Source organism: Rhizobium sp. YTUHZ045 (genome assembly GCF_051124255.1).
GTDB lineage: Bacteria > Pseudomonadota > Alphaproteobacteria > Rhizobiales > Rhizobiaceae > Rhizobium.
In genome coordinates this window covers 592799-609736 of the sequence record NZ_CP101432.1, presented here as the reverse complement: position 1 = coordinate 609736, position 16938 = coordinate 592799, and the positions used below count along the sequence as shown (strand labels likewise).

18 protein-coding genes are annotated in these 16938 nt (G+C 63.1%); 13 read left to right on the top strand and 5 right to left on the bottom strand.

Translation table 11 applies throughout. From position 1 onward, the window contains the following. Positions 1-44 precede the first annotated feature (44 nt). The 4 genes from tldD to NMA58_RS02930 all read left to right on the top strand — a co-directional run bounded on the left by tldD (position 45) and on the right by NMA58_RS02930 (position 3787). Complete coding sequence (gene tldD, locus NMA58_RS02945; protein WP_434712241.1) at positions 45-1460, top strand: metalloprotease TldD; 1416 nt, start codon at positions 45-47, stop codon at positions 1458-1460. A gap of 16 nt (positions 1461-1476) precedes the next feature. Next, positions 1477-1968 carry a GNAT family N-acetyltransferase gene (locus tag NMA58_RS02940; RefSeq protein WP_097597718.1) on the top strand — a complete coding sequence of 164 codons (492 nt, stop codon included), beginning with the start codon at positions 1477-1479 and terminating at the stop codon, positions 1966-1968. Positions 1969-2132: 164 nt separating this feature from the next. Then, on the top strand, positions 2133-2774 hold the full coding sequence (locus tag NMA58_RS02935; protein ID WP_434712239.1) for a DUF47 family protein: 642 nt from the start codon (positions 2133-2135) through the stop codon (positions 2772-2774). Beyond that, positions 2774-3787, top strand: coding sequence for an inorganic phosphate transporter (locus NMA58_RS02930; protein ID WP_434712237.1), 1014 nt, complete (start codon positions 2774-2776; stop codon positions 3785-3787). Before NMA58_RS02935 ends, NMA58_RS02930 begins: the two co-directional genes overlap by 1 nt. Positions 3788-3811: 24 nt before the next feature. Here the strand turns inward: NMA58_RS02930 and NMA58_RS02925 are convergent, their stop codons facing one another. Both NMA58_RS02925 and NMA58_RS02920 read right to left on the bottom strand, forming a co-directional pair. Then, a complete protein-coding gene (locus NMA58_RS02925) occupies positions 3812-4129 on the bottom strand; it encodes a pyrophosphatase (RefSeq protein ID WP_183705241.1) in 318 nt (105 codons plus the stop codon). A gap of 76 nt (positions 4130-4205) precedes the next feature. Then, entirely contained in the window at positions 4206-5489 is a 1284-nt protein-coding gene (locus tag NMA58_RS02920; protein WP_434712236.1) for a D-alanyl-D-alanine carboxypeptidase family protein, read from the bottom strand. Between the two features lie 216 nt (positions 5490-5705). Between NMA58_RS02920 and NMA58_RS02915 the strand changes: the two genes are divergently transcribed. Continuing rightward, positions 5706-6743 carry a polysaccharide deacetylase family protein gene (locus NMA58_RS02915; protein ID WP_434712234.1) on the top strand — a complete coding sequence of 346 codons (1038 nt, stop codon included), beginning with the start codon at positions 5706-5708 and terminating at the stop codon, positions 6741-6743. Between the two features lie 8 nt (positions 6744-6751). On the opposite strand, the gene pdxH is transcribed toward NMA58_RS02915, so the two are convergent. After that, positions 6752-7372, bottom strand: a complete 621-nt coding sequence (pdxH, locus tag NMA58_RS02910; RefSeq protein ID WP_085777196.1) for a pyridoxamine 5'-phosphate oxidase — start codon at positions 7370-7372, stop codon at positions 6752-6754. A 65-nt stretch (positions 7373-7437) separates the two neighbouring features. On the opposite strand from pdxH, the gene NMA58_RS02905 reads away from it, so the two are divergent. From NMA58_RS02905 to NMA58_RS02890, 4 genes are all read left to right on the top strand, one after another. After that, positions 7438-7896, top strand: coding sequence for an RT0821/Lpp0805 family surface protein (locus tag NMA58_RS02905; protein WP_064800911.1), 459 nt, complete (start codon positions 7438-7440; stop codon positions 7894-7896). Between the two features lie 330 nt (positions 7897-8226). Further along, positions 8227-9387: a DnaJ C-terminal domain-containing protein gene (locus NMA58_RS02900; RefSeq protein ID WP_434712232.1), complete on the top strand. Its 1161-nt coding sequence runs from the start codon at positions 8227-8229 to the stop codon at positions 9385-9387. A 121-nt stretch (positions 9388-9508) separates the two neighbouring features. Beyond that, positions 9509-10327, top strand: coding sequence for an enoyl-ACP reductase FabI (gene fabI, locus NMA58_RS02895; RefSeq protein ID WP_064800910.1), 819 nt, complete (start codon positions 9509-9511; stop codon positions 10325-10327). A gap of 19 nt (positions 10328-10346) precedes the next feature. Next, positions 10347-10937: a histidine phosphatase family protein gene (locus NMA58_RS02890; RefSeq protein ID WP_434712230.1), complete on the top strand. Its 591-nt coding sequence runs from the start codon at positions 10347-10349 to the stop codon at positions 10935-10937. Positions 10938-11148: 211 nt separating this feature from the next. Here NMA58_RS02890 and NMA58_RS02885 read toward each other — a convergent pair whose 3' ends face one another. Next, positions 11149-11409: a DUF1344 domain-containing protein gene (locus NMA58_RS02885; RefSeq protein ID WP_003569889.1), complete on the bottom strand. Its 261-nt coding sequence runs from the start codon at positions 11407-11409 to the stop codon at positions 11149-11151. A gap of 369 nt (positions 11410-11778) precedes the next feature. Between NMA58_RS02885 and aroC the strand changes: the two genes are divergently transcribed. After that, positions 11779-12876: a chorismate synthase gene (gene aroC / locus NMA58_RS02880; RefSeq protein WP_434712229.1), complete on the top strand. Its 1098-nt coding sequence runs from the start codon at positions 11779-11781 to the stop codon at positions 12874-12876. An 8-nt stretch (positions 12877-12884) separates the two neighbouring features. Continuing rightward, complete coding sequence (ribB, locus tag NMA58_RS02875) at positions 12885-13988, top strand: 3,4-dihydroxy-2-butanone-4-phosphate synthase (protein WP_085777193.1); 1104 nt, start codon at positions 12885-12887, stop codon at positions 13986-13988. Positions 13989-14169: 181 nt separating this feature from the next. Here ribB and NMA58_RS02870 read toward each other — a convergent pair whose 3' ends face one another. After that, positions 14170-15360: a winged helix-turn-helix domain-containing protein gene (locus NMA58_RS02870; RefSeq protein WP_434712228.1), complete on the bottom strand. Its 1191-nt coding sequence runs from the start codon at positions 15358-15360 to the stop codon at positions 14170-14172. Positions 15361-15632: 272 nt separating this feature from the next. On the opposite strand from NMA58_RS02870, the gene NMA58_RS02865 reads away from it, so the two are divergent. Continuing rightward, positions 15633-16307 (top strand): energy-coupling factor ABC transporter ATP-binding protein, encoded by a 675-nt coding sequence (locus tag NMA58_RS02865; RefSeq protein ID WP_085777191.1) that lies wholly within the window; start codon positions 15633-15635, stop codon positions 16305-16307. Then, a complete protein-coding gene (locus tag NMA58_RS02860; RefSeq protein ID WP_434712226.1) occupies positions 16307-16915 on the top strand; it encodes an energy-coupling factor transporter transmembrane component T family protein in 609 nt (202 codons plus the stop codon). Before NMA58_RS02865 ends, NMA58_RS02860 begins: the two co-directional genes overlap by 1 nt. The last annotated feature ends 23 nt before the right edge of the window (positions 16916-16938 follow it).

Here is a 16938-nt window from a genome sequence, read left to right as displayed (position 1 = left end):
AAGGCGTAAGCGAACTCCCGGACGCATGCCATTGGAGCCAGACCATGACCACCGATCTCCTGACGCTTTTCGATGCCGACGAGGCCACGATGCGCGGCCTTGTCGCCGAAGCGCTCGCCGGCGCCGATGACGGCGAGCTGTTTATCGAGCATGCCCGGGCCGAGGCGCTGACCTTCGACAATGGCCGGCTGAAGGGCGGCAGCTTCAATACGGAACAGGGTTTCGGACTTCGCGCCGTTGCCGGCGAAGCCGTGGGTTATGCACATGCCGGCGACCTCTCGGTGGCGGCGCTGAAGCGGGCGGTCGATGCGGTCGGCGCGGTGACGCGCGGCTATTCCGGCACCTATGCCGCCGCTCCCCAGGGCACCAACAAGAAATTCTACGGCGACCAGAACCCGATCGGCCAGCCGAGCTTCGAGGAGAAGGTCAAGGTCCTGCAGGATATCGACGCCTATCTCAGGAGCAAGAACGACAAGGTGCGGCAGGTGACTGCTTCGGTCGCGGCGAGCTGGCAGGTCGTCGACATCCTGCGCGCCGACGGCCACCGTGTCCGCGACATCCGGCCGATGACGCGCATCAACATTTCCGTCGTAGTCGGTGAAGGCGAGCGGCAGGAGAGCGGCTCCTATGGCAGCGGCGGGCGCATCGGCTTTGGCGATTTCATCGCCGAGGGCAGCTGGCAATATGGCGCCGACGAGGCGCTGCGCCAGGCACTCGTCAATCTGGAGGCGATCGATGCGCCGGCCGGCACGATGGACGTCGTTCTCGGCTCCGGCTGGCCGGGCGTGATGCTGCACGAGGCCGTCGGCCACGGGCTGGAAGGCGATTTCAACCGCAAGAAGACGTCGGCCTTTGCAGGCCTTCTCGGCCAGATGGTCGCCGCGCCCGGCGTCACCGTCGTCGATGACGGCACGATCGACAACCGCCGCGGCTCGATCACCATCGACGACGAGGGTACGCCGTCCGGCTACAACGTGCTGATCGAGAACGGCAAGCTGGTCGGCTACATGCAGGATCGGCAGAATGCCCGGCTGATGGGCATGGCGCCCACCGGCAATGGCCGCCGCCAGGGCTATGCCCACGTGCCGATGCCGCGCATGACCAACACCTATATGCTCGGCGGCGACAAGACGCCCGAAGAGATCATCGCCTCGGTGAAGAAGGGCATCTATGCCGTCTCCTTCGGCGGCGGCCAGGTCGACATCACCTCCGGCAAATTCGTCTTCGGCTGCACCGAGGCCTATCTGATCGAGAACGGCAAGCTCGGCGCGCCGATCAAAGGGGCGATGCTGATCGGCAACGGCCCGGATGCGATGAAGCGGGTGTCGATGATCGGCAACGACATGAAGCTCGATACTGGCATCGGCAATTGCGGCAAGGCCGGCCAATGGGTTCCGGTCGGCGTCGGCCAGCCGCATCTGCGCATGGATCAGATCACCGTCGGCGGCACGCAGACCTGAGGCGGAGTATTTCCTCATGGCAGAGATCGAAATCAGACCCTTTGCCGCCGGCGATGCCGATGACGTGCTGTCGGTGATCCTGCCGATTCAGCGCGAGGAGTTCGGCATCGACATCACAGCCGATGCGCAGCCGGATCTCCGGGTCATCCCGGATTTCTACCAATCCGGCAAAGGTCAGTTCTGGGTCGCCGTCAAGGACGGCGCGATCGTCGGAACGCTGGGCTTGAAGGATATCGGTAACAATCAGGCAGCGCTGCGCAAGATGTTCGTCGCCGCCGAGGTTCGCGGCCGCGAGCACGGCGTGGCAGCGCGGCTTCTCGAGCGCCTGTTCGACCACGCCAGAGATGCCGGCCTCACCGACATCTTCCTCGGCACCACGGACAAATTCGTTGCCGCCCATCGCTTCTACGAGAAGAACGGCTTTACCGAGATTGCCAAGAGCGCCCTGCCCCGCTCCTTCCCGCTGATGGCCGTGGACACCAAGTTTTACCGGTATAAGGTCGGCTGACTGCGGATGCCGCAAAGGGTCGGCGGCCGATAACGGCCATGTTCCTGTCGCGCCACAACTGTCATAAAACTGTCACAAACCGAAACTCGGCCCTATCTCTTCAACGGGATAGGGTTTAGGACGGCTCGTCATCCATAGCGCAGATCAAAAATCACGAGGTGTTCATGCTGGGTTGGTTTCGGAAGTTGATGCCGCGCGAAGACCGGTTTTTCGTCCTTTTCGAACAACATTCCAGAACGATCGTCGGCGCCGCACAGGCTCTGGACAGGTTGCTGTCGGGAGTAGAGATCGAGCATCAATGCGAAACGATCGTGCGGTTGGAAGACCAGGCCGACGATATAACGCGCGAAGTCATGCAGGCTGTCCGGCGGAGCTTCATCACACCTTTCGATCGTGGAGACATCAAGGATCTCATCCAATCCATGGATGATGCGATCGACATGATGCACAAGACTGTCAAAACCATCCGGCTCTTCGAGCAGACCAGCTTCGATCCGGGGATGCAGGAGATGGGCAAGACCCTTGTGGAAGCTGCCAATCTCATCGCCGAGGCCATTCCCTTGCTCGATCGCATGAACGCCAATGCGCCGCGGCTTTCTGCCATCGTCGAGCAGGTCACGCGGGTGGAAGGGCGCTCCGACGAGTTGCACGAGCAGGGGCTCAAGGATCTGTTTCGCCGGCACGGCGCCGGCAATGCGATGGCCTATATGATCGGCAGCGAGATCTACGGCGAGCTGGAGAAGGTGGTCGACCGTTTCGAAGACGTCGCCAACGAGATCAGCGGCATCGTGATCGAGAATGTCTGATGGATGCCGCCCTCGCTCTTCCGCTTCTTGTCGGCCTCATCGGCGTCGCGCTGCTGTTCGATTTTCTCAATGGGCTGCATGATGCGGCCAATTCGATCGCCACAATCGTCTCGACACGGGTCCTGAGGCCGCAATATGCGGTCTTCTGGGCGGCATTCTTTAATTTCATCGCCTTCCTGTTCTTCGGCCTGCATGTGGCCGAGACGCTCGGGACCGGCATCATCGATCCGGCGATCGTGACACCGCAGGTGATTTTCGCGGCCTTGATCGGCGCCATCGTCTGGAATGTCGTGACCTGGATCTTCGGTATTCCCTCCAGTTCATCCCATGCCCTGGTCGGCGGGCTGGTCGGTGCGGGCCTTGCCAAAGCAGGGTTGAGCTCGATCGTCTGGAGCGGCCTTCTCAAGACCGCGAGCGCCATCGTCATGTCGCCGATGATCGGATTCCTGCTGGCATTGTTCCTGATTCTGGCGGTGACCTGGACCTTCATCCGGCAAACGCCTTTTGCCGTCGACCGGTCCTTCCGTTTTCTGCAATTCGTGTCGGCATCGCTCTATTCGCTCGGTCACGGCGGCAATGACGCCCAGAAGACCATGGGCATCATTGCCGTGCTTCTTTACTCGCAAGGCTATCTCGGTGGCAGCTTCCACGTGCCGCTCTGGGTGGTGATTTCATGCCAGGCGGCGATGGCGCTCGGCACCTTGTTCGGCGGCTGGCGCATCGTCCATACGATGGGCTCGAAGATTACGCGGCTGAACCCGATGCAAGGATTCTGCGCCGAAACGGGCGGTGCCTTGACGCTGTTCGGCGCCACCTGGCTCGGCATCCCGGTTTCGACCACCCACACCATTACCGGCGCCATCATCGGCGTCGGCGCCGCCCGGCGCGTCTCCGCCGTCAGGTGGGGGCTTGCCGGCAACATCGTGATCGCATGGATCATCACCCTGCCGGCCGCGGCAATGATTTCGGCAGTTTCGTTCTGGCTCGTGAGCCTGTTGGGCCAGCTCGCTTAGTCGATCGGACAGCTGGCGTGGCGCTTAGGCGTTGGGCGTCTGTGCCGGCTGAAACCGCCACTTCCGCTCGATCGCGGCGGCGATGTCGATGTCGTTACGGCGAGCAAACAGCAGGAGGTGACCGAGCAGGTCGGCAGTCTCGTCGGCGAGATCGCGCCTGATATCCTCGGGAGAGCGGCCTTTGGCACGGCCCCGACCGGTCAGCCGGTTCCAGGCCTGGGTGAGCTCTCCCATTTCCTCCTGCAGCTTCAAAAGGAACCAGTCGTCATCCCGCTCGATGCCGCTCTCGGCGACATGGACAGCGGAAGCGGCTTCGAACTGGTCGGCGAGACGGCGCAGCATGGATGTTCTCCTTTTGTTTATGGAGGAGACGCTGATTCCCGCTGCTTGTCCAGAGCCGAGTATGATGCCGCTGGGATCAGCTGTGGTCGGGCAGCAGCACGCAGTCATAGGAGCGCTGCTTCAGCGCATCGCAGGCGGAGGCGGCGGCGTCCTTGCTGGCGAAGCCGACGAAGCGGGCGCGATAGATCCGGTTCGCCCCCTGCCCGACCGCCTCAGTGTAGGGCGAGGCGGAAACCAGCGGTGCGCCGCCTTCCGACTGGGCCTGTGCAAGAAGCGCACGCGCCGCATCGGCGCTGGGGGCCGCCGAAATCTGGATCTGCCAGGTGCCATCGGTCTTCACGGCCGGAGCCTTGCCGGTCTTGCCGGCATTCAGGATCTCGTCCATGGCGACAGGACGCTCCAGCGGCACGACGGCGTCATCGGCAAAAGCCAGGCTCTTGGCTGCGGGATCTTCGTCCGGGCGCCGGGCGTTGAGCGGCACCGGAACATCGGAAGAGTCAGCCGCAGACGCGACTTCGACGGGTTCCCTGGCGCCGACGCTCGCCATCAGCCTGGCGCCGCCGGATGACGAGGCGCGGCCGAGATAGCGGTCGAGCAGCGCTTCCATCCTGGCGTCGCGGCTGCGGGCGGTGCGGCCGCCGAGCACGACGCCGACGACGCGGCGGTTGCCGTCTTTGACGGCGCTGACGAGGTTGAAGCCGGACGCGTTGGTGTAACCCGTCTTGATGCCGTCCATGCCCTGGTAGCGGTACATGAGATTGTTGTGGCCGCGCACGGTCTTGCCGCGGAAACTGAAGCTTGCCGTCGAGAACAGGCGGTATTCATTGGGATAATTCTTGATCAGCGCCACGGCGAGCGTCGACATGTCGCGCGCCGTCGTCACCTGGCGGCTGTCCGGCAGGCCAGAGGCATTGACGAAGACGGTGCGGCTCATGCCGAGCTGGCGGGCTTTGGCCGTCATCATCCGGGCAAAGCCGGCCTCCGAACCGCCGAGCGTCTCGCCGATCGCGGCAGCGGCGTCATTGGCGGATTTGACGATCATGCCATAAACTGCCTCGCGCACCGTTATGGTGCCCCCGGCCTTGACGCCGAGCTTGGTGGGCGGCCGCGCGGCAGCGTATTTCGACATCTGGATCGGCGTATCCCAGGCGATCTTGCCGCGTTTCAGCGCCTCGAAGGTGAGATAGAGCGTCATCATCTTCGTCAGCGAGGCCGGATGGTTCAGCGTATCGGCGTTTTCGGAGGCGAGGACCTTGCCCGTGCGGGCATCGAGGACCAGCGAGGCGCTGCCGGCAAGAGCCGCAAGCGGCGCCGAAACGGCCAGCGTTACGGTCAAAACAGCCGCCAATAGCTTTCTCATGGAGTTCCCCCTGATGCGCTGGCTCTCGATGGGCCGGCCATGTGTCGTAATGTGACAGAAGCCGGAAGTTTGGCGCGACTTTGCGGCAACGCCTACGATTTTTCTAGTCTTTTCATCGCCTTGGTTAACAGAAAACGAAAGAAGCTGTGTGAAAGCGGGATTCAGCAAGGCTTAAGCCGCCGTTGCTAGTTTGCGGCAAAGGACAATGGGCGGCGCATGACGGGGCAATTGAAGCGACTGGCAAAACGCGCGGCGATCGGCGCCGGGCTCGAGGCATCCTCGTTGATCGCCGCGGCCGGCCTGATGCGGCAGGCGCGCGGGCGCGGGGTCATCTTCACGCTGCATCATGTCCGCCCGCACGAGCCCCACGCCTTTGCGCCGAACGCGCATCTTGAAATCACGCCGCATTTTCTCGATGCGGCGCTCAGGCGACTGACGCGCGACGGCTATCGCTTAGTGCGGCTCGACCAGCTGCCGGCGCTTCTGGCCGAACCCGAGGGCGGCCGGCCGTTTGCGGCCTTTACGCTCGACGACGGCTACATCAACAACATGGAGCATGCGCTGCCGGTGTTCGAGCGGCATCGGGCGCCTTTCACCGTGTTCGTCACCAAAGGTTTTGCCGAACGTTCCCACAGCATCTGGTGGGAAACGCTCGCCGTTCTGTTGCGACGGCCAAAAGAAATCCGCTTCGATTTCGGCCACGGCAGCGAGCGGCTGGCCCTCACCAACCCGCGGCAGCAATGGGATGCCTTCGACCGCTTCGCCGGGTATATCCACCGCTTCGACGAGGCGCGCGCCGTTGCCACCCTCGATATGCTGGCCCGGGAACATGGCATCGAGCCGACCGATATCGTGCGCGATCTGGTGATGGGACCGGTGCAGTTGCAGCGGCTCGCCCGACATCCGCTTGCAACGCTCGGCGCCCATACGATCAGCCATCGCGCGCTTGCCCGCCTGCCGGAGGCCGAAGCGCGGATCGAGATGGAAGTTTCGGCCGATTATGTCGAGGCGCTGACCGGCGCCCGTCCTGCCGCGATTGCCTATCCCTACGGCACGCCAGAGGCGGCGACCGCCCGCGAGGAGACACTTGCCGGCCGGCTGGGCTTTTCGGTCGCGGTCACGACGCAGCCGGGGCTGCCGGCGACCGGCAAGATCGGCTATCTCCCGCGCATGTCGCTGAACGGCTACTACCAGAAGCGGCGCTACGTCTCGGCGCTTGCTTCCGGCATTCCGCTGAAACTGATGGGCCGGTAGAGGGTAAGCTAAGGATACATCCGTACCTTTTCCCAGGCCCCGACTGGGGATGGGCGACGAAATTCGATGCGGTCATGCAGGCGGAACTGCTGATCTTTCCAGAATTCGATCGAGGTCGGCCGGATGCGGAAGCCCGACCAATAGGGAGGCCGGGGTATCTCGCCAATGGCGTAGCGGGCGGTGTATTCCGCCACCGCCTTCTCCAGCGCGAATCGGCTTTCGAGCGGACGCGATTGTTTGGAGGCCCAGGCGCCGATGCGGCTGCCGCGCGCCCGCGTCTTGAAATAGGCGTCGGCTTCGGCGTCGCTCACGATCTCGACAGGTCCGCGCAACCGCACCTGGCGGCGCAGGCTTTTCCAGTGGAAACACATGGCGGCTTTCTTCTGCCCCAAGATTTCGCGACCTTTCTGGCTCTCGAAATTGGTGTAGAAGACGAAACCGTCATCGTCGAATCCCTTCAGGAGCACCATGCGGACATTGGGAAGACCATGCTCATCGACCGTCGCCAGCGCCACGGCATTGGGATCGTTCGGTTCGGAGGCCTCCGCTTCCTTCAGCCATTCGGCAAAGAGCTTGAAGGGCTCGCCACTTTCGGTAAAGTCACCGCTTGTTAACTCGTTTGCCGACATATTGGTTCAAATGCCCCGGATTATTCAAAACTCGCCCAGCTTTTGATAACTGGACAGGACGCAGGGTGGAAGTCATAGCAAAGTCATATCGCCATACAAAGGGCCTGCGGCAACGCAGCAGCGTCTTCCTGGTTGTCGGCGCCGCAATGCTGTCGCTTTCCGGCTGCCTCGCGGGCGGGATGGATTTCTTGAGCGAAGCCAAGGTCGACCGGTCGGTGGCCACCGGCACCGTGCCGCAGACGCCGCCGAGCACCGACACGCTTTCGGACGAGATGACAGTGCGCAACGCCGTGACCTCGGCCGATGTGCACAAGCTCGAAGGCCAGCCGCTTCCCTGGGCGAATGCATCGACCGGCAGCGCCGGCGTCATCGATACGATCGTCGAAAACAACGAATCGGGCCAGGTCTGCCGGCAGTTCCGCACGACGCGGCATTCCTATGTCGGGATCGCCAAATTCTACGGCAAGACCTGCCTCGTCGGCGGCGGCAACTGGCAGCTGCTGAGCTTCCAGCCGGAAAGTTAATTTCCGGCGGGAAAGCTAATTTCCGGCGGGAAAGTTAATTTCCGGCGGGAAATTTGATCTGCCGGAACCGATTCGGCGCGCGACAGTTAACGGCCGCCGGCTTTGTCGCGAATGCTTAGCAAAGAGCTAACCATTTACGGCAAAACACTCCCCATCTCTCCACGGAAATAAGAAGTGATTAGCAACTCGGCCGCACGATCGGTGTCGAGAGTGGCTCTGCCTGCCTTTGTGGCCGGTGGCGCCTCACATGTTGATATTGGACTTCGATATTGGGCGGGGATGCCGGGCAAGGACAGGCGTCACCCGCATCGCAACACCGGCGGTTTTGACATGCGCGATCCTTACAAAATTCTGGGCGTCAAGCGCGACGCGGCGGCAGAAGAGATCAAGGCGGCCTGGCGCAACATGGCCAAAGCAGCCCATCCCGACCACAATCAGGACGATCCGACGGCGACGGCGCGGTTCGCCGAGATCGGCCGCGCATACGAAACGCTGAGAGACCCGCGCAAACGCAGCCTGTTCGACAATGCCGTGCGGGTGGCGGAAGCCAAGAAGCAGGAACAGACGATCATGCAGCAGCGCCAGGCCGCGCGCGAGGCTGCGGCCCGCGCCAAGGCGGCGCAGGCCAATGCCGAGCGGGTGATGGAAGAGCTTGCCCGGGCTGCCCAGAAGGCCGCGGCCGAAGGCCCAAAACAGCAGGCCGGCACCGGCGAAGGTGCCGAGGAGATGGTCGAGCGCATTTTCGGCGCGCAGACACGCGCTGCGGCGGGCGGCCAGGCGCAGGGCCGCGCCCAGCAGACGCAGTCCCAGCAGACGCAGGGCCAGACACAGTCCGAAGCGGGCAAACGTGTGGATGGCGAGGCCCCCGAAGCCGAGGAGGAACCCGGCGAGACATCAAACAATGCCGCCAACCTGTCGCTGCCGCTCAGCATCCTGACATCGCTGGTGCGCCGTTTCACCGGCGCCAAGGATAGCGGCCTCGAGAAAGCGCCGGACGAGGTGACGACGGCGACGGTCACGATCGACGACGTGCTGAAAAGCGGCTGGATCAACGCGTCGTTGCCGGAGGGCCGCGAAATCGGCTTCGCGCTGCCGGCCGGCACCACGGATGGTCACGAGATCAGGCTCAAGGGACAGGGCTTCAAGCTGCCGGGCATGCAGCGCGGCGATGCCGTCGTCAATATCCGCATCGCCCCCGATCCGCGCTTCACCGTCGATGGTTTCGACCTGCACGCCGTGCTGCCGATCAGTATCGAGAATGCCGTGCTCGGCACCGAGGCGCGCATCGAAGGCCCGGCCGGGCCGCTTGATATCACCGTTCCCGCATGGTCGGGCTCGGACAAGACGATCGCGATTCCCGGCCAGGGATTGCCGCGGGAAGACGGGAGCAGAGGCGATCTCGTCGTCGAATTGCGCATCATCCTGTGGGAAAAACCCGACGATAAGATCACAGATCTCATGCGGAGCATGCGCGAAGGCCTGTTCCTGTGAAATTTTTATGACATTCGCACCCTTTGTTACGATCCCTAACAGTTGATGATCCAGGCCAAGCTTGAACCGATTAACGGCCTATGCCATAGGCAGGATCGATCAGAATCCTAGGGAGCGAAATATGGCTCAAGCATCCGGCCTCATGGCAGGCAAACGCGGCGTCATCATGGGTGTCGCCAACAATCGTTCGATTGCGTGGGGTATTGCCAAGGCCATTCATGCGCAGGGCGGAGAAGTCGCGCTCACCTATCAGGGCGATGCGCTGAAGAAGCGTGTCGAGCCGCTCGCAGCCGAGATCGACGCGACGCTCGTCGGCCACTGCGATGTCGCCGACGAATCCACCATCGACGCGGTTTTCGAAAATGTCGAAAAGCTGTGGGGCAAGATCGATTTCCTCGTGCATGCGATCGGCTTTTCCGACAAGGACGAGCTGACCGGCCGCTACATCGACACCTCGCCCGACAATTTCACCAAGACGATGCAGATTTCCGTCTACTCCTTCACCTCGGTCGCACGCCGCGCCGAGAAGCTGATGACGGACGGCGGCTCGATGCTGACGCTAACCTATTACGGCGCCGAAAAGGTCATGCCGAACTATAATGTCATGGGCGTCGCCAAGGCCGCGCTCGAAGCGAGCGTCAAATATCTCGCCGTCGATCTCGGGCCGCAGAACATCCGCGTCAACGCCGTTTCGGCCGGGCCGATCAAGACGCTCGCCGCCTCCGGCATCGGCGATTTCCGCTATATTCTGAAGTGGAACGAATATAATGCCCCGCTGCGCCGCACAGTCACGATCGAGGAAGTCGGCGATGTCGGCCTCTATCTGCTGTCCGACCTGTCGCGCTCGGTCACCGGTGAAGTGCATCACGCCGACAGCGGCTATCATGTCATCGGCATGAAGGCGGTCGACGCGCCGGATATTTCGGTCGTCAAGGACTAAGTCCCCCGGAGTCGAGACCGTGCTCATCTACGTGATCAGACACGGTCAGACCGACTGGAATGCCGAGCGTCGCCTGCAGGGCCAGAAGGATGTGCCGATGAACGCCATCGGCCTGGAACAGGCCCGGCAGAACGGCATCGAGCTGGCCAAGATCCTCGGCGATACGGTTGGCGAATTCGATTTTGTCGCAAGCCCGCTCGGACGCACGCGCGCAACGATCGAAATCATGCGCGCCGCCATGGGACTGCCGCCGCTTGCCTATCGCACCGATCCGAGGCTGGTGGAGATTTCCTTCGGAGACTGGGAGGGCTCGACGCTCAAGGAACTGAGGGCGACGCAGGCCGAGCGGGTGGCCGAACGCAATGCCTCGAAATGGGATTTCATTCCACCCGGTGACGATGCGGAGAGCTACGAGATCCTCTCCTGGCGCACAAGCGCATGGCTGCACTCCGTCGATCGCCCGACTGTCTGCGTCACCCATGGCGGCGTCATCCGCACGCTGTTCCAGGCGATTGCCGACCTGCCGAAGAGCACCGCCGCCGAAGGCGGTATACCACAGGACCGGATCGTCAGGATCGATACGCGCGAGCGGACAATCGTCTGGCTGTAGGCATCGCAGGGCGCGCCTGCGCTCAGCGTTGGCCCGGGAGATTGCCGAGACCGGCCCCTCATCCGGCTGCCGCCACCTTCTCCCCGTAAACGGGGCGAAGGGACATGTCGCGACCTCTCCGTTCCCGCTCGCTCTCGTAGGGCACGTCCCCTCGCCCCGTTTACGGGGAGAGGGTTAGGGTGAGGGGCAGCTGCCTTCTCCAGAGTCCTGCCTACTTGACGATATCGAGATCGTTGATGACGCGCTTGCCGTCGACCTCGGTGTAGAAGACGATGACCTTCACGCCGGCTTCGAGGCCGTCGAAATTGAATTCCTCCGGCGCCTGATAGGTCTTGCCATCGTCGAGCGTCAGCACGAGATTGGCCGTGTCGACCTTCTTGATCGTCGCCTCGACATCGGCGCTCTCGGCAAAACCGCTCATCGGCGACAGGAAACTTGCTGTGGCCAAAAGCGTGGCGACGACGAAACGCATGGCAACAATCCTCTTGAAACGCTGCACGAGAACACTGGCCACAGATAATCTCCTGAATATGGCGAAAATTGCCCGTAAGAATGGCTTTTCCCGCCCAATTGATGAATGGCATTTTAAACATAATCAAGGCGCTGCGTTAACCACGCGCTTCCCTCGCTGATCTCACCGCCTCTGCGGCCGGAACTGGATGGCGGCTGGCTTCGTGACGGCCATGCTGCCGCAAAGGAGCGAAACAGCATTTCCGCCGCTGCCGGTTTGACGCAAAGAAAGGCTTTTGCCCCGGCGGTTTTTTGGCCTATGAGTGTCGCGCCTTTTCAAGCAATGGCGCGGCCGGCGGCGACCGGCGCTCAGGCGCCGCCGTGGGAACACATGTCACACAATACATTCGGTCACCTCTTCCGCGTAACCACCTGGGGCGAAAGCCATGGTCCGGCGCTCGGCTGCGTCGTCGACGGCTGCCCTCCAGGTCTGCGCTTCAAGCTCGAAGACCTCCAGGTCTGGCTCGACAAGCGCAAGCCCGGCCAATCCCGCTTCGTCACGCAGCGGCGCGAGGACGACTTGGTGAAGGTGCTGTCCGGCGTCATGCTCGATGCCGACGGCGAGACGATGACGACCACAGGCACGCCGATCTCCCTGCTGATCGAGAACACCGATCAGCGCTCCAAGGATTATGGCGAGATCGCCCGGCAATACCGGCCCGGCCATGCCGACTATACCTACGATCTGAAATACGGCATCCGCGACTATCGCGGCGGCGGCCGCTCCTCGGCGCGCGAAACCGCTGCCCGGGTTGCGGCCGGCGGCATCGCCCGCCTCGTCGTGCCGGGTGTCACCGTGCGCGGCGCCCTGGTGCAGATCGGCAAACACAAGGTCGACCGCAGCAACTGGGACTGGGACCAGGTCGGACAAAACCCGTTCTTCTCGCCGGATGCGGCAATCGTGCCGGTCTGGGAGGAATATCTCGACGGCATCCGCAAGGCCGGCTCGTCCATCGGCGCTGTTATCGAAGTGATCGCCGAAGGCGTGCCCGCAGGTCTCGGCGCGCCGATCTATTCCAAGCTCGATCAGGACATAGCCTCGCTGCTGATGTCGATCAATGCCGTCAAGGGTGTGGAGATCGGCAATGGTTTTGCCGCCGCCGAAACCTCAGGCGAAGACAATGCCGACGAGATGCGCATGGGCAATGACGGCACGCCGATCTTCCTTTCCAACAATGCCGGCGGTATTCTCGGCGGGATCTCGACCGGACAGCCGATCGTGGCGCGTTTCGCCGTCAAGCCGACCTCGTCGATCCTGACCGAGCGCCAGTCGATCGACGCCGATGGCAAGAATGTCGACGTGCGCACCAAGGGCCGACACGACCCCTGCGTCGGCATTCGCGCCGTACCGATCGGCGAGGCGATGGTCGCCTGCGCCATTGCCGATCATTACCTTCGCGACCGCGGCCAGACAGGCCGTCTGAAATAGGAGCGTCCATGTCTTACGATCAGAAGCGCGTCGTCGACGCCATCAGGGCCTTCGAGGCGGGCGAAATCGTCGTCGTCATGGACGACAATGACCGCGAGAACGAGGGCGATTTGATCGTCGCCGCCGTCCACACCACGCCGGAGAAGATGGCCTTCATCGTGCGCCACACCTCAGGCATCGTCTGCGCACCCATGCCGAAGGAAGAGGCCAAGCGCCTCAACCTCAACGCCATGGTGGCGGAAAACGATTCGGCCCACACGACCGCCTTCACCGTCTCGGTGGATTTCAAGCACGGTACGACGACCGGCATCTCGGCCGACGACCGGACGCTGACGGTGCGCAACCTCGCCAATCCGAATGTCGGGGCCGCCGATTTCGTCCGTCCCGGCCATATCTTCCCGCTGGTATCGCGCGAAGGCGGCGTGCTGATGCGCTCGGGCCATACGGAAGCGGCCGTCGATCTCTGCCGGCTCGCCGGCCTGCCGCCGATCGGCGTCATCTCGGAACTGGTCAATGACGACGGCACCGTCACCCGCGGGCCGCAGGTTGTCGATTTCGCCGAGAAGCACGGGCTGAAGCTCGTCTCCGTCGCCGACCTCATCGCTTATCGCCAGCGCAAGGAAACGCTGGTCGAGCACGGCGCGAGCTTCGACATCGACACGCCGTTCGGCAAGGCCAAGGCCCACACCTATGCCCTGCCCTGGGACCCGATGCAGCATCTCGCCGTCGTCTTCGGCGACATCCGCGACGGCGTCGACATTCCGGTGCGCCTGCATCCGGAAAATGTCGCCGAGGATCTCTTCGGCAAGAACAGCCCGGTCGACTTCTACATGGAGAAGATCGCCGCCGAAGGCCGCGGCATCATCGTCTATCTGCGCGAGGGCTCCGTGGGCGTCGGCCATTACGACAATGGCCGCAAGGCCCGCAACCAGGGCCGCGAAGCCCATGCCGAGGCGCAGACGCGCGAGAGCGAATGGCTGGAAATCGGCCTCGGCGCCCAGATCCTCAAGGATCTCGGCGTCAGCTCGATCAAGCTGCTCACCAGCCGCGAGCGCCACTATGTCGGCCTGGAAGGTTTCGGCATCAAGATCAGCAAGACGGAGATCTGCTGAGGGTCAAACGAAAGCCGGATGGCAGCCCCTCATCCGCCTGCCGGCACCTTCTCCCCGCCCGCGGGGAGAAGGGGACATGTCGCACCGGCGTCCTCCATCTCAACGTTTGGCACGTCCCCTCGCCCCGTTTACGGGGAGAGGGTTAGGGTGAGGGGCAATCTGATGCTCTCTCTCGAGGAAATTATCCTCTCCACCCCTCGAGCAACACGACCTTCTCCACGCCAGCAAACCGCGCCACCCGATCCAGCTCCGCCTCCAGCCTCTCCAGCCGCCCGGCTGAAGCCTTGACACCCGGTTCCAGCCAAAGCCGCCTGACGTCGAGGGTCGATTTCTTGCGGTCCGCCTTCATGTCGATGCGGCCGATCAGGCGGTCGCCTTCGAGCAGCGGGAAGACGTAATAGCCATATTCGCGCTTGGCTTCGGGCACGAAGACCTCGATGCGATAGAAGAAGCCGAACAGGCGTTCGGTGCGATTGCGGTCGCGGATCATCGGGTCGAAGGGGCTGAGTACGCGGATGCGCGGCGGAGCGTCCGGATAGGTGTCAAGCGTCGAGAGAAAGTCGGCAAAGGCCCAGGAGGGGCGAGGCTTGCCGCCGGGCGCCGGTTCGATCAGCACTTCGGTCAGCTCGTCACGATGGGCTGATACCCAGCCCTTGGCCTCGTCGGGCGAGACCAGGTTCCAAAAGGCTGCGATCTCGCCGTGGGTGGCGAAACCGAGGCGGGCAAGCGCGCTGCGGCAGGCCCAATCGACGAAGTCTTCGCGGCTCACCTCCGGCTCACGGAATTCAGCGGGGATAACGCGCTCGGTCAGATCATAGATCTTCTGGAAATTCGAGCGGCCGGCGATGGCGAACTTGCCGGTGTGCCAGAAATATTCGAGCGCCGTCTTGTTCGGATGCCAGTTCCACCAGCCGCCGGAGACGTGGCCATCGGCCTTGACGTCGCGCGCCAGCATCGCGCCGTCGCGCCGCACACGTTCATAGGTCTCCTCGAAAGCCGCCTCGAAACCCTCGCCGCGCCACTTGCGCCAGCGCTCGATGAGGACTTTCTCCTGGTGGCGGAACTTGTGCTTCCAATAGACGAAGAAGGCGCTGGGCAGGATGGAGGCGTCGTGCGTCCAGTGCTCGAACAGCGCGCGCTCCTTTTCGAGCAGTGCCTTCAGATGCTCGCGCCGATAGGTCTGGTTGCGGGAAAACAGGATCTGATGATGCGCCCGCTCCACCGTCTGGATGCTGTCCACCTGGACGAAGCCGAGATCGTGGATCAACTGCAGCAGGCCGGCCTTGGTCAAGGCGCGGTTCGGTGAGGCGCTGAGGCCCTGCTTGGCAAGAAAGACACGGCGGGCATCGGAATTGGACAGCAGATTCGTCATGCATCCATCATAACGCGGAAAATCTTCCTAGCCACCCGATATCGACAGCGAGATTTGCTCTTTGTAGAAGCAGTGCTGGTCGGCGCCAGTGACCGCCCCTCACCCTAACCCTCTCCCCGTTAGACGGGGAGAGGGGACGGGCCCTGCGAGACGTCGGCGGGGAACCGAGAGGGCGCGGCATGGTCCCTTCGCCCCGTTTACGGGGAGAAGGTGCCGGCAGGCGGATGAGGGGCATCGGCAACCCCTCCGGTAGAAAATGCGAGGGAATTAGTTTGGATATTCGCTTCGAAGGCGCCGGTGTCAGTTTCGGGGCGCGGGTGGCGCTCGAGCCGCTGACGCTCGGCATCACCGGCAAACGGATTGGCATCATCGGACTGAATGGCTCGGGCAAGACCACCTTTGCGCGGCTGATCAATGGGCTGACCAAGCCGACCACTGGCCGCGTCATGGTCAACGGCCGCGACACGGCCGACGAGAAGACTGTTGGCGCCGATGTCGGCTTCATCTTCCAGTCGCCGCAGAACCAGATCATCCTGCCGATCGTCAAGGACGACATCGCCTTCGGGCTGAAGCGGCGCGGCTTCAGCAAGGCTGAGATCGAGGCAAGGGTGCAAGGCGTGCTGGCCCGCTTCGGCGCCGAGGCGCTAGCCGATCGCCGGGCGCACGAGCTTTCCGGCGGCGAGCTCCAGCTGGCGGCGCTCTGCTCGGTGCTGGCGACCGGCCCGGGCATTCTCATCCTTGACGAGCCGACCAACCAGCTCGATCTCAAAAACCGGGCGCTGGTCGAGAGGATCATCGCCGGACTGCCGGAAAGCGCCATCGTCATCACCCACGACCTTGAGCTGATTGCCGGTTTCGATCGGGTGCTCGTGTTTCACGAAGGGCGGCTTGCCGCCGATGCGCCTGCGGCCGAAGCGGTCGCCCGCTATCGGGAGATCGCCGCCTGATGCAGACGCTCTACGTCGAAGGCAACAGCCCGATGCACCGGCTCTCGCCGCGGGTAAAGCTCCTGTCGCTGACAGCCTTCGCCATCCTGCTGTTCATCGGCCACAATCTCCTCCTGCTCTCGGGCGCCGTGCTGGTGGCGGCGGTGCTCTACGGCACGGTCGGCCTGCCGCTCGGCGAGGCGTTGCGACGGCTGCGGCCGATCTTCCTGACGATTGCGGTCGTCGCCCTCTTCAACTTCATCTTCAATCCCTGGCAGGCGGCGCTCGTGCCCGTGCTACGGTTGACGGCGCTGATGCTTCTCGCCGCCAGCGTGACGGCGACGACTTCAATTACCGAGTTCATCGACGAGGTGACGGCGCTTGCCCGCCCGCTCGAACGCACCGGCCGGGTTCAAGCCGACGATATCGGCCTTGCTCTCGGACTGGTGCTGCGCTTCGTGCCTGAGATCGTCAAGCGTTACCAGGCGATCCGCGAGGCGCACATGGCGCGTGGGCTGAAGGTCCGGCCGACAAGTATGCTTGCGCCGCTGATCATTCTGACGCTGAAGGACGCGGATAATGTCGCCGCGGCGATTGACGCGCGCCGCATTCGGCGGCATGGAAGTTAACGATTTTTTAATACGGAGTTCAT